Genomic DNA, 25976 nt, shown 5'->3' with positions numbered 1-25976 from the left:
GGCACCCTTTACAGGCTGTAGCGGGTTAGGTCTAGATAGCCGGCTTCTACTTGGTCGTAGGAGAGGTAGGCTTTTTGGAGTTCGTCGTAGGTTTTCCAGAAGTTGGGGTTTTGCCTGCGGACTCCCCACTTGTTGACTAGGGCTTCGTAGTCATTGTCGCCTTTGATTTGGGTGACCTGACGAGTGAACTCTGGAAGATCTTTTTCCTTTAATTCGAACAGCATATTGGGATACGAGGCCCAGAAGCCTTCACGTAAAGTTAGTGTATCTTCTTTGGGGTCCATACGCAGGCTTTCTGCTGTGATCCAGGATACGTTTTCATGTTCTTTGTTGTGAATCAGCGTGAACACCCGGGGTTGAATTTGTTGTTGTCCCTGGCCGTGCACCAGAATGAAAGCAACGTCCGGAAAGAATCGCGCAAAGGTAGTTTTTCCTTCAGCTTTGAGCGCAGAAATTTTTCTGAGCTGCGCATCGACGCCCTTCGCCTGCAGATTGATTTTTGCGCTTTCCGGAGGAATAACGGCGCGCCAGTTGATGCGATCCACACTCCCCCGCACGGTTTCGTTCATTCGGTAAAAAAGAATTTTTTCAACCATCTGACGTTTCGTTTCAGTCGACTCGGTGAAACGCACTCCTGTCGGTTCTGCAGAACCCACCGGTGGAAAAATATAGGACATCTTGGCACTTGTTAAAAGCCCCTTGTACCATTTACGCCGATAGGAAAGACGCTGTTCTGGCGGAAGGAATCTTAGGAACAACTCTTCGGCCTCCATGCGGATCATATCCATATACACGCGGGTCAGAAGTTGGTGCCCGATATTCCCGAAGACATCGAAATTCACGACGAGATTGTAAACCAGTCTTTCAAATAGCGGATAATCCAAAACGAAAACTGTTTTGGACAAATCCCCCACGGCTCCCTTCATGACCACAGCATTTTGATCATGTCTGAATACCGTGAGCACAGCATTGGGATTGGTTTCTCCCCCATTCCAGATATCATTTAAAGTGTACCCTTTAGGGCGAATCTTGATCAGCTCCTGGCTTCGCAGGTTACGATAGGATTCACGGAACTCAGTGATTTTTCCTAAATCCCCCGGTGCAGATGTGAATTTAACATCCGACCCAAATTGACCGGGCATACTTAGCAAAGGACTTGCGTGTTTTTCATAGTCCTTGGAAAGAACCATGTTGTCAGAGTCTGGATTCAGGAAAAACACATAAAACTGCTCTTGAATGGAGTTCACGGCCATGGAGCCATTGCACACGGGTCCTTTAATAAAGGTCGCCACGTGGTACTGCGCATCGTCGAGTAAAAACTGATAGCGCGCCTTTGCCGGGATACTTTGAAATGCCACAAAGGGATTTTCCGCAACACCTGTCGCATAGCTTGGAAGCTCTTTGATGTCCCAATCGGACTCGTTAAAAAGGTGCTTTACGCGCGCAAGCTTTTCGATCGAAAGCTCATAGGGAAGATGCGTTTTTGCGACGACAGTGCCCGGGAACTTTTTTAGGCAATAGAAAAACTTCCTAACTCCAGGATCATCATTCGGTCTGCGCGAGGCAATTTCATCAGACTTTTCACAGGAGCTTTTTGAACGAATCAACCGGAAAAAGTCCCGTGGCGATTCTTTGAAATAAATATGAGCCAAAAACAAGTGCTCATAGACATAGCGACTGATTAACTTTTGTTTGAGATCCCCGGCATTCAAGTATTTTTCCCAAAGTAAAATCTGGGATTTCAGGTTTTCCGGAATACTCATAGATTTTTGCAAAGCTTCTTTACTTGGCCCCGAAGCACCTTTGGAAATCCAGGCTTTTACTGAATCAAGCTCTGCGGTGGTCAGCGCTGGCAAACCGTAGGGCATTCCCAGTTCAGGTTGGCTTTTTTTGGCTGCTTCCAATTCGTTCGTATTTGCGGCGCAGACCTGACTCTCGTGGACCTGTACTTTGACAGACGATGAATTGACTGCGCGCATATTAAGCATCTCGAAGAACACATTTTTCGCCGGTTCGACGGACGTGTTTACGGAAAAAAAGTGTCTCACCCGCCACTCTTCTGTGGATTTGGTGTCGATCCAGATTCTGGAAGGCGCGACACTTTCGGAGCGAGTGCCATCATAGACGTTTAATTTGTTCGCACCACGGGCAAATCCATCAAAATTCTGCAGATTCAGCTGACAAGGAGCATTGAAACAGCTGTGACAGGAAATACAGCGATTATCGAAAAGGGGCTGAATTTTATGAGTATAGAGGTCGTCTGCATTGATATAAGTGGTGCTGCTGCCATTCCCGGCTTTGGCGCTGACAGAGAGCGAAAAAAACATCGAAATAAAACAGAATACAAATGTCGTAATGAATTGCATCGATTGAATCTCCCCTGTATCCTCTGCCATAGTAAACACAAGTAAGAGGAATAGCATGGAAAAAATCCCATTTGAAGTTGTACAAGATTCTATCGACGTGATCTGCGGTATGGAAACAGAAGCTGATCTGGAAAAAGCGTCAGAGCACCTTTTTGATGTGCAGCCGGATTTGGGTGGCTTTTTCATGGAGTTCATCGAAGATATGAGCGAAGGCGCTCAGGACTTGGGCTTCATGATGGCTTTGATTTTGAATCGTGCCTTTGAAGAAAAGTATAAAAAATTGCGCCCGATCAATGAAGACGAAGTTGTAGCTCGCTTTGAAAAAGCAGAAGCTGAAATGGAATCTTACCTGCAAATGAACGATGAAATGATCGTGCAAATCCAGGAGCGCGCAAAAACAGAAGGCCAACCAGAACTTATCAATTACATCATTGAAGAGCTTTTCATGTCCCCAGACCTTGAGCCTTCATTGGAAGCGGACGAGCAAGTTCACCTGTTCATGGTCTGCAAATTCTTCGCTGATTGCTTGAATGAAGTGGCTAAAGAAACTGCGACGGATATCGTTCGTCACTAGTTCTGTCCTCAGTCTTGCAAATCGTTAAATAATACTTAGAAAAGACTCTCATTCGAGGGTCTTTTTTTTATTTTAGACCTCTGACTACTTGCTAGGTCACAGATTTCATGAGACGCCTATAGGATGACTCAAATCACAAAAAGAAATCATCTTATAGTGAACGTAAATGGTGAGAATATTCACGTCTCGGGCGAAGCGGCTTTTCAGCCCCTGGCGCAATTTTTAAGAAACACATTGAACAAACCGGGGACCAAGGTCGTATGCGCTGAAGGCGACTGCGGAGCCTGCTCGGTAGTGACTTCCACTTTGCGAAGTGATGGATGGACTCCCCTGCGCACTATCAATTCCTGTATTGCTCCGGTTTATCTTTTTGATCATTCCTGCATCATCACGGTTGAAGGCATGAAGCACGCAGAAAGCTTAAGCGAAGTGCAAAACAAAATGCGTGAATTTCACGGTGGTCAATGTGGCTTCTGCACACCAGGCATGGTGTGCTCGATGGCGCAACTTGCAGAAGACTGCAAAGCCGATGGCGCGGAAATCACCGAGAAAAAAGCGCGCAATTACCTGACCGGCAACCTGTGCCGTTGCACGGGGTATGAGCCGATCCTAAAGGCTGCGACAAATTTGGATTTAAACAAATGGGAACTTCTGTCCAAACGCTATCTGACTTCCGAAGTCACGGCGAAGTTTCAATCTCACTTGTCTGAGCCGCTTGAGATTTTATCTGAGAACAAAAAACTTTCCATACCGACCACTTTGTCTGAAGCTTTGCAAATCAAGGCGGCAAATCCTGCGGTCCGCCTGGTTGCTGGTGCCACAGACCTTGGGGTTCTTATCAACAAGGCAAAAACGTCGCTTCATGAAATCTTGGTATTAAGTAAAATCCCGGGTGTTCATGCTGTCAGCGGTTCGGCTGCGGGAATGTTGATTGGTGCGATGGCGTCTTTGACTGACGTTGAAAACTTCGTCAAGTCTGCTCACCCAGAACTTAAACGCCTTTTGCATATCTTTGCTTCACCACAAATTAAAAACCAAGGGACGTTACTGGGGAATATTCTGAATGGATCACCTATCGGTGACAGCATTCCGCCTTTGATGGCACTGGATGCGGAAATTCAATTTCAATCTGTTCGCGGCACTCGCAGTGTGAAACTTAAAGACTACTATAAGGCTTACAAAGTCTTCGACAAAGCCGACGATGAAGTGGCAACAGGACTATTTGTTCCAGCTCTTAAAAGCGGCTTCGTCCATCGTTACTTTAAAGTTTCACTGCGCAAGGACCTGGATATTTCGGCGGTGACTTTTGCAGCCGTGATGAAAATTGAAAATAAAACCATCAGCGAAGCACGCGTCTGCATGGGAGGCGTAGGCCCCACAGTGGTGCGCATGCCGCAGGTCGAAGCTTTGATGAATGGTCAGTCTTTTTCAGAAAATACATTTGCGACGGCTGGAGCGCTGGCTTCAAGCCTGATTAAGCCTTTGTCAGATCTGCGTGCGAGTTCTGAGTACCGCCATCTGGTGACCGAGAACTTATTTAAGAAATGTTTCCATGAATTGGATGCCGAAGTGCTTTCTGCATTGGAGGCTGTATGTCCATAGGAAAAAACATCCCCCACGATTCCTCCACCGGGCATGTCAGCGGCACCAGTGTGTTTATTGATGACCGTCCCCGCCAGCAAGGCGAGGTCTTGGTTTTGCCTGTGGGGGTTCCTGCAGCTGCCGGCACTTTAAAATCTATTAATTATGAAAATGCCTTGAAAGCACCAGGAGTTCTTGCTGCGTTCACCGCAAAAGACCTTCATCACAATGTGTGGGGCACCATCGTAGTTGAACAGCCGATTTTGGTTGAAAGCAAAATTGGCTACTTCGAAGAGCCGGCGATGATCCTGGTCGGAACCGACTATGAACAGCTCTTACAGGCTAGAAACCTGATCACTTTTGAAATTGAAAAAGCAGAGCCGGTTTTGAGCATTGATGCGGCAATCGAAAAAAATCAGTTCATGTATCACGGCGGTCCCATGAAATGCGGCGACGTGGATGCTGCGATTGCCAGCGCACCTCATCGTTTAAGCGGTGTATTTGAGTGTGGCGGTCAAGAACACTTCTATTTGGAATCACAAGCCTGCGTCGCCTATCCATTAGAAGACGGTCAGGTTGAAGTGCATTCCAGCTCGCAACATCCGACCGAAACCCAGCATTTGGTGGCGGAAGCCTTGGGGCTTTCACTTCACCAGGTTGTTTGCGTGGTTAAACGCATGGGTGGTGGCTTCGGGGGTAAAGAAAGTCAGGCGGCACCGTTTGCTGCGATGGCAGCTTTGGTTGCACAACGTATGAATCGCCCTGCCCGTTTGATTCTTTCCAAAGACGATGACATGGCCATGACTGGCAAACGCCATCCTTTCAAAAATTTTTGGGATGTGGCTTTTGACGATCAGGGCCTGATCTTAGGTTTGAAATGCCATCTTTATGCAGATGGTGGCGCTTACGCAGACTTATCCAGTTCAATTTTAGATCGAGCACTTTTCCATATTGATGGCGCCTACTACCTGCCGAATGCTTTCATTGAAGGCCACGTGGTGCGCACGAATATGTATTCGAACACGGCCTTCCGTGGGTTTGGTGGCCCGCAAGGCACGATGACTATTGAAAGCATCATTGAAGAGATGGCCGCTTATCTAAAAATCGACTCTTTGTTGATTCGTGAGCGCAATTGCTATCAGGAGCACACGCGCAATACCACTCACTATGGTCAGCGTCTGGAAAATGCTCCGTTGCCGGAATTGTTTGCGCGTCTTCGCGCCGACAGCGACTATGAGAATCGCCGTAAAGAAATTGAGAGCTTCAATAAGAACTCTCACGGTAAAGTTCGCGGTCTTTCTGTGACCGCGACTAAGTTTGGTATCGCCTTTACTGCGCGCTTCTTAAATCAAGGAAATGCCTCTGTGAACGTTCATAAGGACGGCACGGTTCAGGTTTCAACTGGTGCCACCGAAATGGGCCAGGGTGTGAACACCAAGATCCAACAAATCGTGGCACACTGTTTTGGCATCCCGGCGGAACTGGTTCGCGTAATGGCGACCTCGACTGAAAAAAATCACAACACCTCACCGACCGCGGCCTCGAGTGGCGCCGATATCAATGGTGCTGCTGCACATAAGGCAGCCATGGGAATTCGCAAGCGCCTGGCTTGGGTCTTTCAGCAGGTTTTAGCCAAAGCCCCTATGGATGATGTGAACGAGTGCCCGGCTTTTGATGAATCCTTACTGCGTTTTGAGGACTTTGAATTTATAAATTCTAAAATCGTACATACGCCGACCAAAACTGAAATGTCTTGGGTGGATTTAATCCTAAAGGCTTACTTTAATCGCATGAGCCTGGGCGAATACGCGCATTTTAAAACCGAAGGTTTGGGCTACAGTAAAGCCACAGGCCTTGGCACTCCATTTAAGTATTTCACCAATGGGGTTGCTGCGACCGAAGTTGAAATCGACACCTATACGGGTGAGTATAAAATCTTGCGCGCGGATATTTTAATGGACCTGGGACGCCCTTTGAATCCTGGCATTGATCGCGGTCAAGTGACTGGCGCCTATGTTCAAGGAATGGGCTGGGTGACTTCTGAAAAACTTTATCACAACAAAGACGGTAAACTTTTAAGTCACTCCCCAACCACTTACAAGATTCCAAACGTGCAGGATACACCTCGGGTTTTCAATGTGGATTTCATAGAAAACAATGGCAACACCGCAAACATCCATGGCTCAAAGGCTGTGGGCGAACCGCCGTTCTTGTTGGGAATCAGCGCATGGACTGCTATCAAGGATGCTCTTCGCTATAAAGCTCAGGGAAAAATTCCACAGATTATTTCACCAGCCACTCCTGAAGTGGTGTTGATGGAGCTAAATCGCTATGACCGGGCCTAACTTTGAAAACTTCCTAAGCGCCTTTAAGCGCCTTCAGGAATCCGGAAAAAACTTTGTCGCCGTGACCTTGGTTAAGCAAGTGGGCTCTTCACCGCAGGACGTGGGGGCTAAAGCCCTGGTGAGTGCCGACGGTCTGGAGTTTGGAACTGTTGGTGGCGGCAAGGTTGAAAACGCTGCGATTCTGGAAGCCCAACGCATGATTCGTGAAGATCACAAGAATCACTTTGTGGATTGGAATCTGCAAAAAGATATCGGCATGACCTGCGGCGGAGTGGTGAGTTTCTTTTTTGAACTTCACAAGACCCAGAATCCTTTTCACATCGCAGTCTTTGGCGCAGGTCATATTGCCCAGGAATTTGTGCGTTTGCTTCTTTTTTTGGACTGCAAAGTCACTTGTTATGACCAGCGCGCGGAGTGGCTGGAACGCCTGCCAAAATCCTCAAAGCTGACCACGGTACTGACGGATAAGATGGCTGATGAAGTCGCAAAACTTCCTGACAACTCTTATGTCACACTAATGACCATGGGACACGGGACGGATTTGCCAGTATTGGTAGAGACCATGAAATCCCGTTCGCGTTTTAGTTATGTGGGAAATATCGGCAGCGAACAAAAGCGCAAACGTCTGGAAAACGATCTGAAAGACGCCGGTATTGCTGCAGATCAAATGTCACAGTTTTATTGCCCGATGGGAGAACAGTTCGGCGGCAACAATCCGGCCGAGATCTCCTTTAGCATTGTGGCACAGCTACTTAGAACCCGTGATGCTCTAATGAATTCGAAAAATTAGGAGTTACTTCTTGTCTTTACAGAATAAAAAAACTCAAGCCATCCCCCGCTCTGAACTTCCAACGCGACTTGCACAGGCTCGCGGTGATGGAACGCTCGACATTCTGATCAAGAACATTCAAATCCTGAATGTCATCACTGGCGAAACTTACCCTTCAGTTATTGCCATCGGTGGTGAGCATATTGTCGGTGTGGGAATGGAATACGCAGATGCTTCGGCCCGCCGGGTGATTGATGGTCAAGGGGCTTTTGTTACGCCAGGCTTTATTGATGGGCACTTGCACATCGAGTCCTCGATGATGTCGCCATTTGAGTTTGAAGCTGCCACTTTACCATTAGGAACTACCACCGCTATTTGCGATCCCCACGAGATCACCAATGTTATGGGCGCACGCGGATTTGAATGGTTTTTAAGATGTGCCGAGATCACGAAACAAAATCTTTTCGTACAGATGTCCTCCTGTGTTCCTGCCTTGCCGGGATTTGAAACCACGGGATCTGATTTTACTTTGGATGAAATGAAAAAGCTTAAAGATCATCCTGCGGTTTTGGGCTTGGCCGAAATGATGAACTTCCCGGGAGTCATTAACGCTGACAACAGTGTCTTGGATAAGGTCGAGGAGTTTTCAGACTTGAACCTGGATGGCCATGCTCCTTTACTTCAGGGTAAGGCCCTGAATGCGTATTTGCTCGCAGGAATTCAAAACTGCCACGAAACCGTAACTTTGGAAGAAGGCCGCGAAAAATTGCAAAAAGGCATGGGCTTGATTATTCGTGAAGGCAGTGTCGCAAAGAACTTGAAAACTCTGGCGCCGTTGGTGAGTGAGTTTTCTTCGCCGCAGTGTCTGCTTTGTACTGACGACCGCAATCCTTTTGAGATTGCGCACGAAGGGCATATTAATTTTATTATTAAAGAACTGATCAACAAACATCAGGTTCCGGTGCATGTGGCATATCGCCTGGCCACTTACTCGGCCGCGAAGCATTTTGGATTGAAACGTCTGGGCTTGATTGCTCCGGGTAAAAGAGCCGATTTGGTGTTATTGCAGGATTTGGCTTCTGTGAAAATCAACGATGTGATGATTGCCGGAGAACTGGTTTCGGAATTGAAATTACGCGAAAAGGTTTCTGATAAGCTTTCAAAATCAAAGCCTCCGATGGAGAACACCATCAAACGCACTCCGATTTCTGAAAAGGACCTGAAGTTCCCCGACACCAAGGGAACTTACAATGTTATTGAAATCGTTCAAAATGAAATCATCACCAAGCACTTGAAGTGTTATTTCGATGGTCTTGCCTTTGATCAGGATGATGTCTTGTACATGGCAAATATTGAGCGCTATGGACAGAATCTACCGGCAGGCTTGGGCTTTGTGCGCGGCACGGGGTTGAAATCCGGTGCGTTGGCTAGCTCTGTGGCGCATGACTCTCATAACATCATGGTCATCGGCACGAATGTGCAGGATATGTGTGTGGCTGTGAATGAAATCATTCGCATGGGTGGTGGTTTTGTTGTGGCAGATCAAGGTAAAGTACAGGCTTCCGTGGAGCTTCCAATTGCGGGGCTTTTAAGTCTTAAGAGTGCAAATGAAATCAAATCTGGCATTGAGTCTTTGAAAGTGGCTTTCAAACGCCAGGGTGTGGTTTTGGAAGAACCATTTATTCAAATGGCCTTCCTGGCACTACCGGTGATCCCAACTTTGAAACTCACCGACAAAGGCTTAGTGGACGTAACACAATTCAAATTTATCCCTTTGGAAGTCGCGACAACCTAAAAGCTATGCACCCCTAGGGCTTTCTGGGGGTGTCCATGCGGGCGATGTAGCTGCGGCGGAATTTGAATATTTCTTCGACGTCTTTGCGCACCATCTTGCTGGCTGTGAGCCAGCCTAAGTAACCCAGCGGCAGACGATAGCGCACGCGATCGACCATCAGTGTGCCCCCTAAGAAGGGTTTGAATTCGTGGGTGTGGTGCCATAGCTGGTAGGGACCTTTTTTCTGGTTGTCGACAAATCTGAATGGCGGCTTCCACTCATCAATTTCCGTAAGCCAATTGGCAGGAATACCGCGGATTTTAAGTTTATAGTTAATTAAAGTCCCCTGTTCAATCTCGGGTGTCGAAACGGATTGAATGTTAAAATTCAAGCTTGGGGGCGTGATGCTTTCCAGATTTTTTGGATCACGGAAGAAAGGGAAAATTTCTTCCGGCGGCTGAGGGACGAATTGTTCTGCATAGAAAACTTCTTCGCCTTCCTTGTATGGCGTACAAATATCTTCCAGTGCGTTTCTTAAAGTTGGATATTGAAATTGAAATCCCAGTCCCATGGCTTTTTCAGCAGAACCACGAATTGAACTTAATACCACTTCTGAAGCTTCACCGAACAATGCCTTCAATGCCAAAGGCGGAACTGCAGGACCCAACGTTTTTCCTAAGGAATACGCCAGAACTTCAGAAAATTCCCGATTCGTAGCTGGATGCGGAGAACAACCATTCACCGGTCCGACATAACTGTTATTAGTTAGAGCCTCTGCAAATAGACTCACAATATCGTCGATATGAATCCAACTCATCCAGTGCTTACCGTCTCCAAGCACACCGCCCACGCCCGCACGAAATGGGAACAGCATTTCGTCCAATGCACCACCATGACGAGCCAGTACAATACTGGTGCGGATAAAGACTTTGCGCCCCGGTGCATGGCTGCTGGCCCGCTCCCACTCTTTGGAAACTTCGGCCAGAAAGTCCATTCCTGCCGCATGATCTTCATGCAAAATCGTTTCGCCACAATGCCCATAAATACCAATGGCCGCCCCACCGACAAAGACTCGCAACTCTGCAGGTAAGGATTTGACCAGGTTTTCTGTAGCGTTTACTCGGGATTGAAAGATCGCCTTCTTTTTTTCATCGGTCCAACGCGAACCAAAAACCGGTTCACCCATAAGATTTACGACCGCTTCAATGTGTTCAAGTTTTTTGTCATGTATAGGTCCGTGCACCAAATCGCCCACGACCACTTCACAGGGAAACGGCAACTGCTCGCGGGCTTTGCTAAGACTGCGACTGATCACTGTGATCTCATGGCCCTGGGAAGCCAGCTTTTTACCAAGTTCTTTGCCGATAAGCCCCGTGGCGCCTGTGATAAGTACTTTCATATGAACGTCCTTTATTTTTTCAAAGCTTTGGTAAATGCCTGCAAACAACGGCCCCGGGCTTCGTTGTGTTCAATCATGGGTTCAGGATAAGCGTCAGTTCCGTATTCAGGCACCCATTTTTTTATGTACTTAAACTCTGGATCAAACTTTTCAGCCTGAGTTTCCGGATTAAATATTCTAAAATAAGGGGCAGCATCACATCCCGACCCTGCGGCCCATTGCCAGTTGCCATTGTTGGCAGCAAGATCGTAATCCAATAGCTTTTTCGCAAAGTATCTTTCTCCGTGATACCAATGAATCAGAAGATGCTTACACAAAAAGCTTGCGACCACCATACGCACACGATTGTGCATGAACCCGGTGGTGTTAAGCTCCCTCATCCCGGCATCCACCAAGGGATATCCAGTACGGCCTTCACACCAACGAGCGAAGTCAGATTTGGACTTCCGCCATTCAATACTATCGTATTCGGGGCGGAAGCTGCGTTTTTCCACCTCTGGGAAGTGCCACAGAATCTGCATAAAAAAATCACGCCAGATCAGTTCACTGAGCCATACCGGTGAATGCTTCATTCCCTCGCGCGCCAACTCCCTCACACTCACTGTTCCAAAACGCAGATGAAGCCCCAAATGAGAAGTACCACCCTCGATTGCTGGGAAATCGCGATTTTTGGAATAGTTCTTTAGCATTTTGCTTGAAAGCTCCAAAGCCGGAAATTCCAGCTCTGAACGTAAAAAGCCCAAAGATTCAAGTGCTGGCATCTTCTCCGGCTTAACTTTGGTGAATGAAGTCTCGTACAGATCATTTGGATAGGATTTTAAGTAAAATGGTGTCAGCGACTTAAGCACATTGTTTTTATAGGGAGTATACACCGTATATGGCTTTCCCTGCCCTGTCAGGATCTCGTCTTTTTCAAATAGTGTTTGATCTTTAAAAGTCTTGAATTCAACGTTCATTGATTTTGCAAGCTTTTCAACCTGGGCATCACGTTTTCTCGCCGCTGGTTCGTAGTCGTGATTCGCGTAGATTGCTGTGACTTTGTGTTCTTTAAGAAGCTCTTTAATTACATCCAAGGGCTTTCCGTGACGAACCCACAGGTCAGATTTCTTTTTTTGCAAAGTGGACTTTAAGTCAGCAATGGTGTCGTAAATAAACGTCAACCGTGCGTCTTTCGGATCATCCAGCTTCTCTAAAATTTCAGTATCGAAGATAAAAAGAGGTTGAACCGCAGAGGACTCTTTTAGGGCATGAAATAGACCCGCATTGTCATTCAGCCGTAAATCGCGCCGAAACCAGAATAGCACCATGACTTCCTCTTTGTCCCGCAACAGACTCATGCGCCGCGTGGACATTTAGGGTTTAACATTGAACAAGATTTAGGTAAAATTCTGAAGCATGGATGAGAAAAAGTCTGCCAAAAAACAAAATAGCAATGCGCAACAGCCAAAGCCGAATGAGGGTCTTAAAAAGATCAAGTCATCGGTTTTCTCCCGTGGCTTATCGATTGCAAAAATCACCTTGCAGACCGGTGCTTCCGTAGCTCAGCACGGAGTCACCACAGTTCTGAAATCCAAAGAGTTTAAAGAAGCCAACTGGAAGAAACTTCTTGAGACCCAAGCATCCAACATCAGTGTCGAGCTGGGACAGCTTAAAGGCAGCCTGATGAAAGCGGGACAAATGCTCTCCATGTATGGCGAGCACTTCCTCCCCCCCGAAGCCAATGAGTTTCTAAAGTCCCTGCAGTCGGACTCGCCTTCATTGAATTGGACCGCCATCGAAAAACGCCTGAAGGAATTGTTGCCGCCAGAGAAATTAGAACAGCTGGAAATTGAAAAAGAAGCCCTGGCATCGGCTTCCATGGGACAAGTGCATCGTGCCCGCATCAAAGCCACCGGCGAACTGATTGTTTTGAAAATTCAATACCCAAACGTTGATAAAGCGATCGACAGTGACCTGCGTGCGATGAAAACCATGCTGTCGACACTGAAACTTATTCCGAAGGATTTTAAAACGGATTCCCTTTTTGCGGAAATTCGCGAGATGTTGGTTCAGGAAACTGATTACTTGCAGGAAGCAGACGCCACTGAGGACTATCATCGACGCCTGGATGGTGATCGTCGCTTTGTCGTGCCGAAGGTGTACCGCGAATTTTCAGGGCAGAAGATACTTGCGACTTCCTTTGAGCGGGGCCTGCGCGCCGACGATCCAGTGATTCAAAGCCTTGCCCAGGAACGACGCAATCGTCTGGCCGGAAATTTTCTGGATCTGTATTTCAAAGAAATTTTTGAATGGGGTGTGGTTCAGACCGATCCACATAGCGGCAACTATCGCATTCGTATCGATCCCCAGGGACATGATCAATTGATCCTGTTGGATTTTGGCGCTACCAGAACCTACGACAAAACTTTTTTAAACCCTTACCGTCGCATGGTGAAGGGTTCACTTTTTAACGATCAAAAGGTTTTTCTTGATGCGGCACTTGAACTGGGATTCGTACGCCAGACTGACAGTCCAGAACTTAAAGCCATCTTTGAATCATTCTGCTACGAAACGGTGGAGCCTTTTATCGAGCACACGGATCCCCGCAATACTTTGGGTGTGATCGACGCCCAAGGGAATTACGATTGGAAAAATACGGACCTGCCGCAACGCTTGTCCAAAAAGGTTTTTCAAATAGCGCGACAGTTTTCTTTACGAACTCCCCCAAGGGAGATTATTTTCCTGGATCGCAAAACCGGTGGCGTCTTTATATTTCTATCAATTCTTAAAGCCAAGTTTCGCGGCCGCGATATTCTGCTAAAGTACCTTAATAAAATGGATTAGCTTTATGTTACGTGCCTTAACCCTGCTGATCACTATCTTGTTATTGCATTCACCTTTAAAGGCTGCCGAAGCAGATTTGAAAGTGCAACTGACGGCTCTTCCTGGGGAGTCATTGAATCAGCATAAAATTAAATTCGCAGATCTTAAAGGCAAAGTCGTCATCGTGGATTTTTGGGCCACGTGGTGCGAGCCCTGCAAAGAAGCCTTGCCGCACTACATGGAATTTTACAAGAAGTACAAATCCAAGGGACTGGTATTTATTGCTGTGAATGAAGACGACGACAGTAAAGCACGCGATACCTATTTAAAACAAGCTGCCTATCCCTTTCCAGTATTTGCTGATCCTGGAAAAAAAATGCTGGAGTCTTTTGGTATCGTGGCGATCCCGACGGTTTTTATTTTTGACAGAAAATTAAAGCCTGTGACTATGATTCGCGGTTTTGACGCGAAGAAGGCACAGGCCATAGAGAAAACCATTCAGGAACTGATCAACACCAAATAACTATTTGGTGTCTGCAAGATTGGTCTGAATATACGGAGCAAACCAGATATCATAAATATTTCCGGTTCTGGTTTTACCTTTGGCATCGGTGTACCAAAACTTGGATCTTTCACGGATCTCCGCATTCTTACCGCGGCTCTCAAAATTCTTTTCATACTTTAAGGAAATCTTAGTCAGTTTCAAACTCGCCTTGGTCATCTCGGAAGTTTGTGAAATTCCATCCCCGTTTTTATCGTTCCACAGAACCAGGTGTTTAAACTTCTTGTCTTTGGCATTAATAACACCGTCTTTATTAGTATCGAGCTTTCTTAATGACTCAAAACCATTGACGTCAGTGCTGTTATCACCAAAGAGTTCATCCTTCTGATCAATGCGACCGTTTTTATCACGGTCCATCGCAAGGAAGAATCCCGGACTGTTGGCATTCGGCCAATAGACTTTGCCGCCTGGATTCAGAGGGAAATCACTGACATTTTCAAACACTGGAAGCTTGTCATCAAAGAAAACCATCAATGGCGACCAATAGCCGCCGCAAAAGCCCGTCTCGCCCGGGAAGCTGATAAAGATTTCAGCAATGGATCTGTCTGGTGAAACGTTGAAACCACCAATTGTGGCCGTCACGTCACCATCCTTACCCATAAAATCTCCACAACCATAGGTTGGCATTTTGGATGACCAACCGTAATCACCATATACGGGGCCTGTATTGCAATCAATGACCTCTTGTTCGAACTTCATCGCGCCCAAGGCCACAGTGGCTTTGCTGACAGTAATTTTGCCAGAATCATCGACAGAAACGTCTGTCGGAATTTTAGTTTTAAATTCAACAATGTTACCGTAAATCGCGGCCGTTCCGCCCGCAGGCGTCATCTTAACTTTTGAAGATGAAATATTTGCGATCTGACCATTGCCCACGGTGCCCGAGCCTTCTTTAGTCACAACCACTGCCGGATACTCTGCACCAATGTTATAGGTCTTGGTTCCAATTAACAGATTAATATCAGCAGTTATCAAAGAACTTTTGGCAAGAGGATTGGTGACTGCACGCAGATTCGTCGGAAAACAGGAATTGATCAGGCGAATTGTCATTGTATCTTTACCTGATCGCGTGACCGTGCCTGATGCGGGAGCCCCTACGACAGATTCCCCGGCACTGACCGAGTTGACAGCCATTGGGACGTCCTTACTGACGGCCAAAACGTTGTTTTGCTCGGCGATTGCGGTGCTAACCAGCAACGTAATTGCTCCTCCCCAAAAAAATGCTGCTTTCATAACTTCCCCCTATAAACGATCAAGACTTTTTCTTAACTGATTTATGAATTTTAAAATAAATCATGCGCTTCATCACCGAGTCCCGGCGTAATACCATTTTTTCGACACCATCTGAGAGCATCGACCGGACGACCCATTTTCCATTTCTATATTCAGCCGCATACAAAACCAACGGCTGCGTTTCATAGTCACTGGCTTTCTTCTTTGTATCCGCTTCGACGTAGTACTTGATAATTTTCACCACGCGCGCACGCACGATGGTTTGTCCTCCTCCTACTGAAGGCAGGGTTCTTAAAAAATTATCAAGACTTGTAATGGCATTGCCATTGGAAGGTTGAGTCATCTTAAACATCTTTTCAACCCCACCCGTGATATTCTGCAAGTTATCTCCGGCTTGAGTGCTCACTGCACCGATATAAAATGGACTTCTCGGCGGAGTCAGGATGTCAACTTCCCCATTCTTGATTGGACGAATGCGGCTGGGAGTATCAAAAAACAGAATCTTCCCGTCTGCCCAGAATCCAGCGCGCCCACCATCCGCTTCATTGGAAATCCATTTTCGACTTTTGCTGGGACTGAATGTCAATGTTGCAGCTTTGTTTGGATCACCAGGATCCGCTCCCACATCATAGGCCCATACCGGGTCATAATTCAAAAGTGCTCCTGATGCAAAGTCCTGAGTTACAACAAAGAATTCACTTTGGCCCGAACTTAAACTCAGAGTAAACTCGCGATCAGCCCGCACCTTCAGAACGTTCTCGGTCAGGTCCGGATAGAAGTCATAAAAATTGTTTCCATTATCATCACGTACCAAAATGTTGTTATACGATACCTCAAGACCATTCAGGTTCTTAAAAATAATACGCTCAGCAAGATTCTGATCAATGGAATCATCCAGCTTCCGAGTGAGCTCGGTCTGCTTCTTGGCCATTTGCACCTGGACGGCAACCACAACAAGAATAACGACCGCGGATAGTCCTATCCCGACCAATAGCTCTGCAATGGTTAAGCCCTTTTGATTACGAATCATCATTTTGCACTCACCACAAATGTGTAGTCCCTGAATTTTTCAGGAGCCCAGCTTTTATGCGTCATTCTTAACGTCACCAAGTACAACCCACGATAAAGTTCGTAGGGTTGAATTATGTATCCATAGCTTCCCTGACAGGTGTCACAGTTTCCTCGTTCTGCCACTCGCCCAATATCCCAAAGCATCGGTAATTTATCTGGCGGAAGAAAATCATCAATTTTTGTCTGATCATAGTTAAAGTTAACCTGATAGTCTTGCACACCCGCTTTGATATTCTCAGCGATATCTGAAACCTGTCGATCCGTGGATCCCGCCATCAAGCTGGATTGGGAAGTTTTGTACAAATTTGCCATTCCACCCGCAAAGGTCAACCCGATGACCGAAATCAAGCCCAATGCAACAAGTGCCTCTATGATGGTTTGACCATGATTGTTTGTGTACTTTGATTCTTTTATCATAGTCCTTGTCCTTCCCTTGCTTGCTCAACCACGTAGTAGTGATAAATACGGCGCTTACACGTCGGCACGGTTTGGGTTGCCCCAATTGGGATTCCGCAGTCTGGATCCACAGCTGTCCACTTAAATGGATCGGCTTTGGCGCGCAGACTGATCACATTACAATTCATCCGATCCGCGGTCTCTTGTATCGAAGGCATTGGATGCCAGATCGGAGACGGCAGATTGTCACACTTCGTTTTGTTGTTAGGGTCAGAAAGTGGGTACAGGATACCACGAGCTCGCAACTCCTGCGTCGCTTGAGGATAATATATACTTGTCCAGGTTATACCAGTTCGTATCGCCTGTTCGTTTATTTGCAGCGACTTGCCAATGATGAACGTACCTACGATACGCAGCGGTTTAGTGCGACCACCTTCGATCACCAGATTATCACAAGTGTAAAAACCAGTTACAAAAGATGCCCCGGCTTTGATCACGCAATCCTTGATAATAGAACGGATCATAAATTTCTGATCATCCACGGACCAGGTTCTATTAGCTGCAACTGGATCTGCTGTGACGGCCCCATCCTCTCCGGCAAAGTTCCACGACTTGCGCGTGGACGACGAAAAACTGGAACCCCAATTCGCAGCCCCGAAAGACTGTGAATTGATCATGTTGTAGTACTCCTCGCACTTCGCTACCAGGTCCGCCGACTCGGAGTCGACAGTTCCTGATCCCGCATTGGTCGTCAACGAAAGTGCTGTAGGACGAGTCAACTTACCGTTTGCGGCAATAACGAAATTCAAGTAGCCCGACAAGTGATTTGGATCCGCATCCGAACGAATCGGAACACTGTTAAAGTAAGTTCCATCATAACCACGGAAGCGTACGGACAATTCAGAAATGCGTACGCCATCTTTATTAACCAGATATTGGCCATTCGTGATCGTTACTTGAACTTCAAGACGGTCCTTATACTCTTTACCGGTCCAACTATAAGCTTTATCCAGATCAATCTTGATGACCGGTTGATTGTTTTTCAAGTTTTGATAGTCATCTTCCTGTTTCTGATATTTCTCGACATTCTTTTGTGCCAGGTCTTTTGCCGCAGCAGTAGCTGGCATATCAGTAACTTCAAGTTTTGAAATCTTGATATTCAACGCACTGATCTTATCAGAAAGATCCTTGATCTGTTTTTCAAGAGCCTCGATCTTTGCCGAATCCTGATATGTTCCCGGTGGCACCGGAGTTGGCATCGGACTGGCTTCAGGCGTTGATTCCGGAGTTGGCGACGGAGTCAATTCGGGATCAGGTGTGCCAGAAGGTGATGGCGACACTGACGGAGACGGAGATGGCGTTGGCACCGGCTCAACTTCCTTCTCCTGCTCTTTCTTCAGTTCCTGTTTAGCGACGAGCATTTCAGATTCCGCAGTTGCCCTTTGGGTTTTAAGCTCACTCAACTGGGAGCTTTGGGACTCACTCGTATCCTGAGCGGCCTTCAAATCATCCTGGGCTTTTTTTAGAGAATCCTGAATTGCCTTCAATCGCTCCGGATTCAAAACCGGAGGAGTGACTTCTGTAAAGCCATCTTTAACAAGATCAATGCTGTATCTTCTCTCGTCGGCATTCTTACCATAAATAATTTCAACTTTAGCCACCGCGCCGGAGTACTTGCCTTTGTTATCTATAGTCCATTTACCCGTCGACCAGTCGCCAGACAAAGTCGGAGACGATGGAAGTTGATTCTTTTGCGGATAAAAGTTGTTATAGTTTGTAAGAACCAGACGGTAATTCGTAAAGTAACCCTCGCCTGCCTTGGAAGGATCCGATTCGCTGGTTTTGCTGGCCTTCACATCTGAAGCTTCCATGTATTCAAGCTTGGTGCTTTTTTGATTTAAGTCTGAGCAGATTTTGTTCCAGTCATACTCAGTTCCGCTGGAACCAGAAGAACGACCCGACATCACATCCAAACCCAAATCCCGCATGCCATCGTTTTCAATACCCGCCAGGAAACCACCAAATACTCGTGAATCCGACCAGAATCGATCGGCACTTGCACCTTGAGTGTTCGGCGCAAACGGGCTGTTATCCGGCCTTAGGATCCAACCATTTCCCATGTAAACGCGATCCGCGAATGTCACACCCGCATAATTGGAACTTCCACTGTCGCCTTTATCAAACGGTAAATGAATGTTACCATTCACAAAAACAGGACTTTTAAAGACAAGCCCCGTACTGTTGCCAAGATCACTCTTGCTACCGAATCTATGAAATACCACATCCCCAATTTCAGATTGGGATGCATTCCATTCCTTATCCATTCGTAAATTTCCTGGAAGCACCAGTGCGAAAGATCCCACTTCACGTGGATAAACCGCTAATTGCGCCCGCACTTCCAACGGAGCCCGACCCACCTGAACAACTTTGTCTGATTTATCAATCAATGAAACTTGTGCCTGTACGTAAACTTCACGTCCCGCCTTTGGCAGATATCCAGAGTTTGCAGGACGAGATAAAACTACTTTAATAGCCTTAACTGGCACCACTGCACCAGTCACTTCATCAACAACGTTTTTTAAATTATTAACCACCGGAAACAGAGGATGGCTTGCTGAAACGGGAAATACCAAACTGAGTTCAATTTTTTCAAGACGCAATTTATCGAGGTCTTTATCGTGGGGACCTATATTGGTGCCCGAGGCCACCATCGCCTGCAACGATTGCAGCTGCTCATCAGACATCACCAGACGCTCAACATTCCCCGCGTGATTCCAATCACAAGTTGTCGTATTTTGCATCAAGGTTAAATTCTCAAAACAATATTTTTGACGAACTCCGAACACGACATAATCCAGCGCACTGTTCACAGCAAACTTCAGGTTAACGACGTTTTTGGTTTTAACGACTTGCTTGCGCTGTCCGATAACGTATGAGGATAAAAAATAAAAACTAATGCTCATCACGACCATGGCCGTGAGTACTTGCATTATCGCGTTCCCTTTTTTATTACCAATTATTCTAGACATACCTGCGTTTCCCATATGAGTCCTTATCGGACAGGAAACGAAGTATGATTATAAAAAAAACGTAACAATTCCGCGATTCGCGGGTATTTAGGCTATGATACTATCATAAGTGCGATCAATCCGTGGCATTTTGATTCAGTCTGAGACGAAAGCCACCATTTCCCTCTGAATCAAAGTGTTCTCACAAAACCTAATTGGAGTACCCTCACAAAACCCAATTGGAGTAACCTCGCATGGATCAGTTCGAGCCCGCAAGGTTTGTCTGGATATAGGGGGCAAACCAAATGTCATAGATGTCGCCCTTGCGGGGTTTGCCTTTGACGTCGGTGTACCAGAACTTTGCCCGCTCGCGGATCTCGGCATTACTACCGCGACTTTCATAATTCTTTTTGTAGTTCAACGAAATTTTGTTCAGCTTTAAACCAGCTTTGATCATTTCTTTTTCTTGAGAAATCCCATCACCATTTTTGTCATTCCAAAGAACAAGACGTTTGAATTCTTTATCGTTCTCATCAATGAAACCGTCTTTATTTGAATCAAGTCTTTTTAAAGATTCAAATCCGTTCTTGTCAGTATTATTGTCTCCGAAAAGTTCATCCTTTTTATCGATGCGACCATTATTGTCCCGGTCCATCGCAACAAAATATCCTGGGCTGTTGGCATTCGGCCAATAGACTTTACCGCCTGGATTCAACGGAAATTCAGTTACGTTCTCAAAGAGTGGCATTTTCTTATCAAAGAAAACCATCAACGGAGACCAGAAGCCGCCGCAAAAGCCAGTTTCTCCTGGATAACTTATGAAAATTTCAACCACTGATCTATCTGGTGATACATTGAATCCACCGATTGTTGCACTGACCGGCCCATCCTCACCCATAAACTGCCCGCAACCATAAGTTGGCATTTGAGCTGACCAACCGTAGTTTCCGAATACAGGCCCGGTGTTGCAATCAATGATCTCTTGTTCAAATTTCATCTTGCCTAATCCCACATTATCTTTAGTAATGGAGATATTCGCCGAATCATCAACTGAAACTTCAGTAGGAATCTTGGTTCTAAACTCAACAATATTTCCATATATTGCTGCAGTTCCTCCAACCGGATCCACCTTTACTTTTGAAGAAGACATATTGGAGACATGACCATTCCCGATATTGCCTGACCCCTCTTCAGTGGCTATAATTGATGGAAATTCCGCCCCTAAGGTGTAGACTTTGGCGCCAACAAAAATATTGATCTCTGCGGTGACCAGTGAGCTTTTTGCCAATGGGTTTGTCACGGCACGAAGGTTGGTCGGAAAACAAGTATTAACCAAACGCACTGTCATCGTGGACTTTCCCGAACGAGTAACTGTTCCTGAAGCGGGTGCACTGCTAACAGATTCGCCGGCATTGACGGAGTTCACCGACATGGGCACGTCTTTGCTGACCGCCAGGACATTTTCTTCCTCTGCACTTGCATTTATTGCCGACAAGGCCAAAAGCCCCATCATAATAACTGCTGATTTCATACCTGCCCCCTTAACGATCATTTACTTTTTTTTCTTTACCGATTTAAAAATTTTAAAATAAATCATGCGCTTCAATACAGAATCACGCCGCAGAATCATTTTCTCAACGCCATCTGCAAGCAAGGACTTACTTTCCCAACTTCCATTGCGATACTCGGTGTAATACAAATTAAGAGGCTGAGTTTCATAATCTTCAGCTATTTTCTTTGTATCAGGTTCCACGGAGTATCTAATCAGCTTAACCACACGAGCTCGAACGATTGTTTGGCCACCACCCACGGATGGCAGCTCTCTCAGGAAAGAATCCAAGCTATCAATGGCTTCACCAGATGCTGGTTGAGTCATATTAAAAAGGTTTGCGGCAGTTCCTGAAATTTTTTGCAGGTTATCGCCGGCTTGAACATTTATCGAACCTATGAAAAAAGGGCTGCGCGGTGGTACAAGTCTATCAATCACACCGTTCTTCACAGGTCGAATTCGGTTCGGCGTATCAAAGAACAAAATATTCGTATCACGCCAGAACCCGGGACGCCCCCCACTCTTTTCGTTGGATATCCAAGCGCGATTTTTGGATGCATTGAAATCTAAGGTCGCTGGAACATTTGGGTCAGCAGGTTCCGGTCCCACATCGTAGGCCCATACTGGATCATAGTTCAACATCGCACCCGAGGCAAAGTCCTGCGTTAAAACAAAGAATTCACTGTTACCAGCAGTTAGGCTTAAAGTGAAATCCCGATCTTTTCGAACCTTCAGCACATTCTCGGTCAGATCCGGATAGAAGTCGTAAAAGTTATTTCCATTATTATCTTTAACGCTGATATTATTATAAGATGCTTCGATGCCGTTCAGATTCTTAAAGATAATACGTTCAGCAAGATTTTGGTCGATCGAATCACTCAGCTGCCTGGTCAATTCAGTTTGCTCTTTGGTCATATGAACTTGAACAGCCACTACGACCAAAATAACGAAGGCCGACAACCCCAGACCGACCATCATCTCCAATAAAGTGACACCCTTCTGATTCCGAATTTTCATTTTGCACTCACCACGAATGTGTAATCCCTAAATTTATCTGGCAACCAGCTTTCGTGGGTCATCCGTAAAGTCACTAGGTATAGCCCTCGATAAATTTCATATGGCTGAATAATATATCCGTAAGACCCCTTGCAGGTTTCACAGTTTCCACGCTCAGCCACCCGACCCACATCCCAAAGCATCGGCAAGTTGTCTACAGGCAGATAGTCATCAATTTTTGTTTGATCGTAGTTAAAATTAACCTGATAGTCTTGGACACCAGCTTTAATATTTTCTGCAATATCATTAACCTGACGATCCGTTGCTGATGCCATTAAACTGGCCTTAGAAGTCTTTCGCAGAGAGACCATTCCACCGGCAAAAGTTAAACCGATGATCGAGATGAGTCCCAATGCCACTAAGGCTTCGACAATCGATTGTCCGCTATTTCTTCTGATCAATGATTTACTGATCATAGTCCCTGACCTTCTCTGGCTTGCTCAATAACAAAATAGTGATAAATACGTCGTTTACACGTCGGCACAGTTTGAGTCGCTCCGACCGGAATACCGCAGTCAGGATCCACCGCAGTCCACTGAAATGGATTTGCTTTAGCGCGCAAGCTGATGACATTGCAAGACATGCGGTCTGCGGTTTCCTGAATCGATGGGATTGGGTGCCAGATCGGTGAAGGCAGATTGTCACATTTAGTTTTGTTGTCTTTATCGGAAAGTGGATACAGCACGCCGCGCGCACGCAACTCTTGTGTTGCCTGGGGATAGTAGACACTGCTCCAGGTGATCCCTGTGCGAATCGCTTGCTCATCAATCTTAAGCGACTTGCCAATGATAAATGTACCTATGATACTTAGTGGTTTTGAGCGACCACCTTCAATAACCAAATTGTCGCAGGTAAAAAATCCTGTTACAAAGCTTGTACCGGGTTTAATAGTACAATTTTTGATGATGGATCTAACCAGGAACTTGGTATCATCCGTATTCCAGGTTCTGTCTTCCGCTACGTTTTCCACCTTAACTAAAGGATCAAAAGACTTCTCGCCCGCAAAATTCCAGGAATTTCGAGTTGATGGTGAAAAGCTTGATCCCCAGTTAGCTGCGCCAAAAGACTGGGAGTTAATCATGTTATAGTACTCTTCACACTTTGCGGCCCAATCCGCTGACTCATCATCTGTAGCATCCGTCGACAGATCGGTAGGTCTGGTGATTTCCCCCGCGCTGCCAATCAGAAAATTCAAAAAACCCTGCAGATGATTTGCTGGCGTGCTGGGACGAATTGGAACGCTGTTAAAATATGTTCCATCATACGCTTTAAATCTTATTGACACCTTGCCCGCAGAATTTCCCTGTGAATTAATGATGTTTTGACCATTCTTAATTGTTACCTGAAGATCCACACGGTCTTTATAGACTTTGCCGGTCCAACTTGTGGCATTGTCCAAATCGACTTTGATTTCCGGCCGGTTTGCCAGAACCTCTTCGTAACGATCGATATCCGCTTGCGCTTTTGCGACAGCCGCTTCAGCTTTTGCTTTATCACCTGAATTCTTCTCGCCTTCAATTTTTTCTTGATTGGCAATTTTTGAAATCAGATCGTTCAACTTAGCAGTCAACTCAGCAATCTTATCTTCCAGCTCTTTAATTTTGGCTGGATCCTGGTATGGAGAATCCGTGGCAGGAGTAGTCGCAGGCGAGGGTGACGGAGTTACTGTCCCAGTCGGAGAAGGTGACGGTTCTACTGTCCCCGTAGGGGAAGGTGAAGGGGAAGGTGAAGGTGCTGCCGTCCCAGTTGGAGAGGGAGTTACTATGACAGTTGTATCTGTTGGTTTTTCTTTTTCCAGCTTAAGACTGTCTTGAGCGGCCTTCAATTCCTCTTCAACGGTCGCTTTCTGATTCTTCAAGGATGTTAATTGAGCACTGGGCTGCCCTGCCGCCTCTACTGCTTTTTTCAAATCCTCTATAGCACTTGCATGAGCTGAAATAAGAGCTTCTTTACGACCTGGAATATCGACTGGCGGTTTAATTGTGATAAGACCATCCCTAACTAGATCAACAGCAACAGATTTCGCCTCAGAGCCTTCGCCATATGAGATTTCCACAGTAGCAATTGCCCCCGTTAATTTACCTTTGTTATCAACATCAATAACAGCTGAACCCCAATCCCCTTTTGTTACATACGGAGGGAGCGGATTCTTTTGCGCGTAGAATTTGTTATAGTTCGTCAAAATCATTCTATAGTTGGAGAGTTCAGGAGGATCATCCTTGGATACTTTCAACTCTGCTTTCAAATTTGACTTCTCCATAAAATCAAACTTTGTACTTTTTTGATTTAACTCCGCACATTTCGCATTCAAATCAAACTCTTTACCATTAGAGCCATTTGATTGACCGGACAAAACATCAAGCCCCAAATCCCGCATGCCATCGTTTTCGATTCCTTTTAAAAATCCACCAAACACACGAGAGTCAGCCCAATACCTATCTGACAATCCACCTTGGGTATTGGGAGTGTATTGAGTATTATCTGGGTTCTGAATCCAACCATTCCCCATATAGACTCGGTCTGTAAAAGTAACTCCTGCATAAGCGGATTTGCCGTTAGCTCCCGCATCGACGGGCAAATTTATATTTCCATTTACGAAGACAGGACTTGTAAATACCAATCCAGGACTGCTGCCCAGATCAGATCTACTGCCAAACTTATGGAGATTAACTTCTGCGGCGCCAGTCGGCGCATCCCACTCTTTATCCAATCGCAAATTCCCCGGAAGAACCAAAGCAAAGGAACCCATCTCCCGCGGATAAATCGCCAGCTGCGAGCGGGCCTGCAATGGTGCCTGACCAATCTGAATCACGTTACCTGAGCTATCCAAAAGCGAAACCTGGGCCTGAATGTAAACTTCTCGACCAGCTTTAGGTAAATAGCCTTCGTTCGTCGGGCGCGTTAACAACACACGAATAGATGACACAGGCACTAAAGCACCTGTCATCTCGTTGACCACGTCTTTCAAAGCATTGACCACTGGAAATAGTGGATGGTTCGAGGATACGGGGAATATCAGCGATAAATCGATTCTATCCAGTCGCAAAGTATTCGGACCATCATTGGGACCAATACCAGTCCCCGCAAGCAACATCGCCTGCAGCGATTGTAACTGTTCATCCGACATCACCAGGCGCTCGACGTTGCCGGGATGTTTCCAGTCACAGTTGGTTGTGTTTTGCAAAATCGTGCCGTTATCGAAGCAGTATTTTTGACGAATACCGAACACTACGTAATCCAGTGCACTGTTCACGGCGAATTTCAAATTGACGACGTTCTTGGTTTTAACAACCTGCTTGCGCTGTCCAATCACATAGGATGATAGAAAATAAAAGCTGATGCTCATCACAACCATCGCTGCGAGCACCTGCAAAATCACATTGCCTTTTTTGTTCAAAGTTTTCGTGAACATACCGATGGCCCCTATATTTGAGTACTTATCGGTATGGACAGAGCGAAAATATATGCAGCAACCGTGACAAACCCAGAGA

Annotated in this window: 18 protein-coding genes; 7 read left to right on the top strand and 11 right to left on the bottom strand. The window is 46.1% G+C overall.

Going from position 1 to position 25976, the window contains the following annotated elements; translation table 11 throughout:
- Positions 1–8: 8 nt before the first annotated feature.
- Positions 9–2366: a fatty acid cis/trans isomerase gene (locus tag ACLVWU_RS07995; protein ID WP_413578465.1), complete on the bottom strand. Its 2358-nt coding sequence runs from the start codon at positions 2364–2366 to the stop codon at positions 9–11.
- 55 nt (positions 2367–2421) lie between these two features.
- On the opposite strand from ACLVWU_RS07995, the gene ACLVWU_RS07990 reads away from it, so the two are divergent.
- The 5 genes from ACLVWU_RS07990 (at position 2422) to adeD (ending at position 9430) form a co-directional block, all read left to right on the top strand.
- Positions 2422–2940, top strand: coding sequence for a hypothetical protein (locus ACLVWU_RS07990; RefSeq protein ID WP_413578464.1), 519 nt, complete (start codon positions 2422–2424; stop codon positions 2938–2940).
- 123 nt (positions 2941–3063) lie between these two features.
- A complete protein-coding gene (locus tag ACLVWU_RS07985) occupies positions 3064–4542 on the top strand; it encodes a xanthine dehydrogenase small subunit (RefSeq protein ID WP_413578463.1) in 1479 nt (492 codons plus the stop codon).
- On the top strand, positions 4533–6866 hold the full coding sequence (locus ACLVWU_RS07980) for a xanthine dehydrogenase molybdopterin binding subunit (protein ID WP_413578462.1): 2334 nt from the start codon (positions 4533–4535) through the stop codon (positions 6864–6866). The genes ACLVWU_RS07985 and ACLVWU_RS07980 overlap by 10 nt, the downstream gene beginning before the upstream one ends.
- A complete protein-coding gene (gene xdhC, locus ACLVWU_RS07975) occupies positions 6853–7656 on the top strand; it encodes a xanthine dehydrogenase accessory protein XdhC (protein WP_413578461.1) in 804 nt (267 codons plus the stop codon). The genes ACLVWU_RS07980 and xdhC overlap by 14 nt, the downstream gene beginning before the upstream one ends.
- A gap of 10 nt (positions 7657–7666) precedes the next feature.
- Positions 7667–9430, top strand: a complete 1764-nt coding sequence (gene adeD, locus ACLVWU_RS07970) for an adenine deaminase (protein WP_413578460.1) — start codon at positions 7667–7669, stop codon at positions 9428–9430.
- Between the two features lie 13 nt (positions 9431–9443).
- Here adeD and ACLVWU_RS07965 read toward each other — a convergent pair whose 3' ends face one another.
- The gene (locus ACLVWU_RS07965; protein WP_413578459.1) at positions 9444–10808 is read right to left on the bottom strand and encodes a TIGR01777 family oxidoreductase; all 1365 of its coding nucleotides are present in this window, start codon (positions 10806–10808) and stop codon (positions 9444–9446) included.
- Between the two features lie 11 nt (positions 10809–10819).
- The gene (locus ACLVWU_RS07960; protein ID WP_413578458.1) at positions 10820–12115 is read right to left on the bottom strand and encodes a cryptochrome/photolyase family protein; all 1296 of its coding nucleotides are present in this window, start codon (positions 12113–12115) and stop codon (positions 10820–10822) included.
- 88 nt (positions 12116–12203) lie between these two features.
- Between ACLVWU_RS07960 and ACLVWU_RS07955 the strand changes: the two genes are divergently transcribed.
- Entirely contained in the window at positions 12204–13631 is a 1428-nt protein-coding gene (locus ACLVWU_RS07955; protein ID WP_413578457.1) for an ABC1 kinase family protein, read from the top strand.
- A 4-nt stretch (positions 13632–13635) separates the two neighbouring features.
- On the top strand, positions 13636–14133 hold the full coding sequence (locus ACLVWU_RS07950) for a TlpA disulfide reductase family protein (protein ID WP_413578456.1): 498 nt from the start codon (positions 13636–13638) through the stop codon (positions 14131–14133).
- Here ACLVWU_RS07950 and ACLVWU_RS07945 read toward each other — a convergent pair whose 3' ends face one another.
- From ACLVWU_RS07945 to ACLVWU_RS07910, 8 genes are all read right to left on the bottom strand, one after another.
- Positions 14134–15405 carry an EF-hand domain-containing protein gene (locus ACLVWU_RS07945; protein ID WP_413578455.1) on the bottom strand — a complete coding sequence of 424 codons (1272 nt, stop codon included), beginning with the start codon at positions 15403–15405 and terminating at the stop codon, positions 14134–14136.
- 19 nt (positions 15406–15424) lie between these two features.
- Complete coding sequence (locus ACLVWU_RS07940) at positions 15425–16438, bottom strand: hypothetical protein (protein WP_413578454.1); 1014 nt, start codon at positions 16436–16438, stop codon at positions 15425–15427.
- Entirely contained in the window at positions 16435–16893 is a 459-nt protein-coding gene (locus ACLVWU_RS07935; RefSeq protein ID WP_413578453.1) for a type IV pilus modification PilV family protein, read from the bottom strand. The genes ACLVWU_RS07940 and ACLVWU_RS07935 overlap by 4 nt, the downstream gene beginning before the upstream one ends.
- Positions 16890–19862: a hypothetical protein gene (locus tag ACLVWU_RS07930; RefSeq protein ID WP_413578452.1), complete on the bottom strand. Its 2973-nt coding sequence runs from the start codon at positions 19860–19862 to the stop codon at positions 16890–16892. The genes ACLVWU_RS07935 and ACLVWU_RS07930 overlap by 4 nt, the downstream gene beginning before the upstream one ends.
- Positions 19863–20139: 277 nt before the next feature.
- On the bottom strand, positions 20140–21411 hold the full coding sequence (locus ACLVWU_RS07925) for an EF-hand domain-containing protein (protein ID WP_413578451.1): 1272 nt from the start codon (positions 21409–21411) through the stop codon (positions 20140–20142).
- A 21-nt stretch (positions 21412–21432) separates the two neighbouring features.
- Entirely contained in the window at positions 21433–22446 is a 1014-nt protein-coding gene (locus ACLVWU_RS07920; protein WP_413578450.1) for a prepilin-type N-terminal cleavage/methylation domain-containing protein, read from the bottom strand.
- Entirely contained in the window at positions 22443–22901 is a 459-nt protein-coding gene (locus tag ACLVWU_RS07915; protein WP_413578449.1) for a type IV pilus modification PilV family protein, read from the bottom strand. Before ACLVWU_RS07915 ends, ACLVWU_RS07920 begins: the two co-directional genes overlap by 4 nt.
- Entirely contained in the window at positions 22898–25897 is a 3000-nt protein-coding gene (locus ACLVWU_RS07910; RefSeq protein ID WP_413578448.1) for a hypothetical protein, read from the bottom strand. The genes ACLVWU_RS07915 and ACLVWU_RS07910 overlap by 4 nt, the downstream gene beginning before the upstream one ends.
- Positions 25898–25976: the final 79 nt, after the last annotated feature.

Source organism: Bdellovibrio sp. HCB290 (assembly GCF_047305925.1).
In the GTDB taxonomy this organism is placed as follows: Bacteria; Bdellovibrionota; Bdellovibrionia; order Bdellovibrionales; family Bdellovibrionaceae; genus Bdellovibrio.
This window is presented reverse-complemented; position numbering and strand designations above follow the sequence as displayed.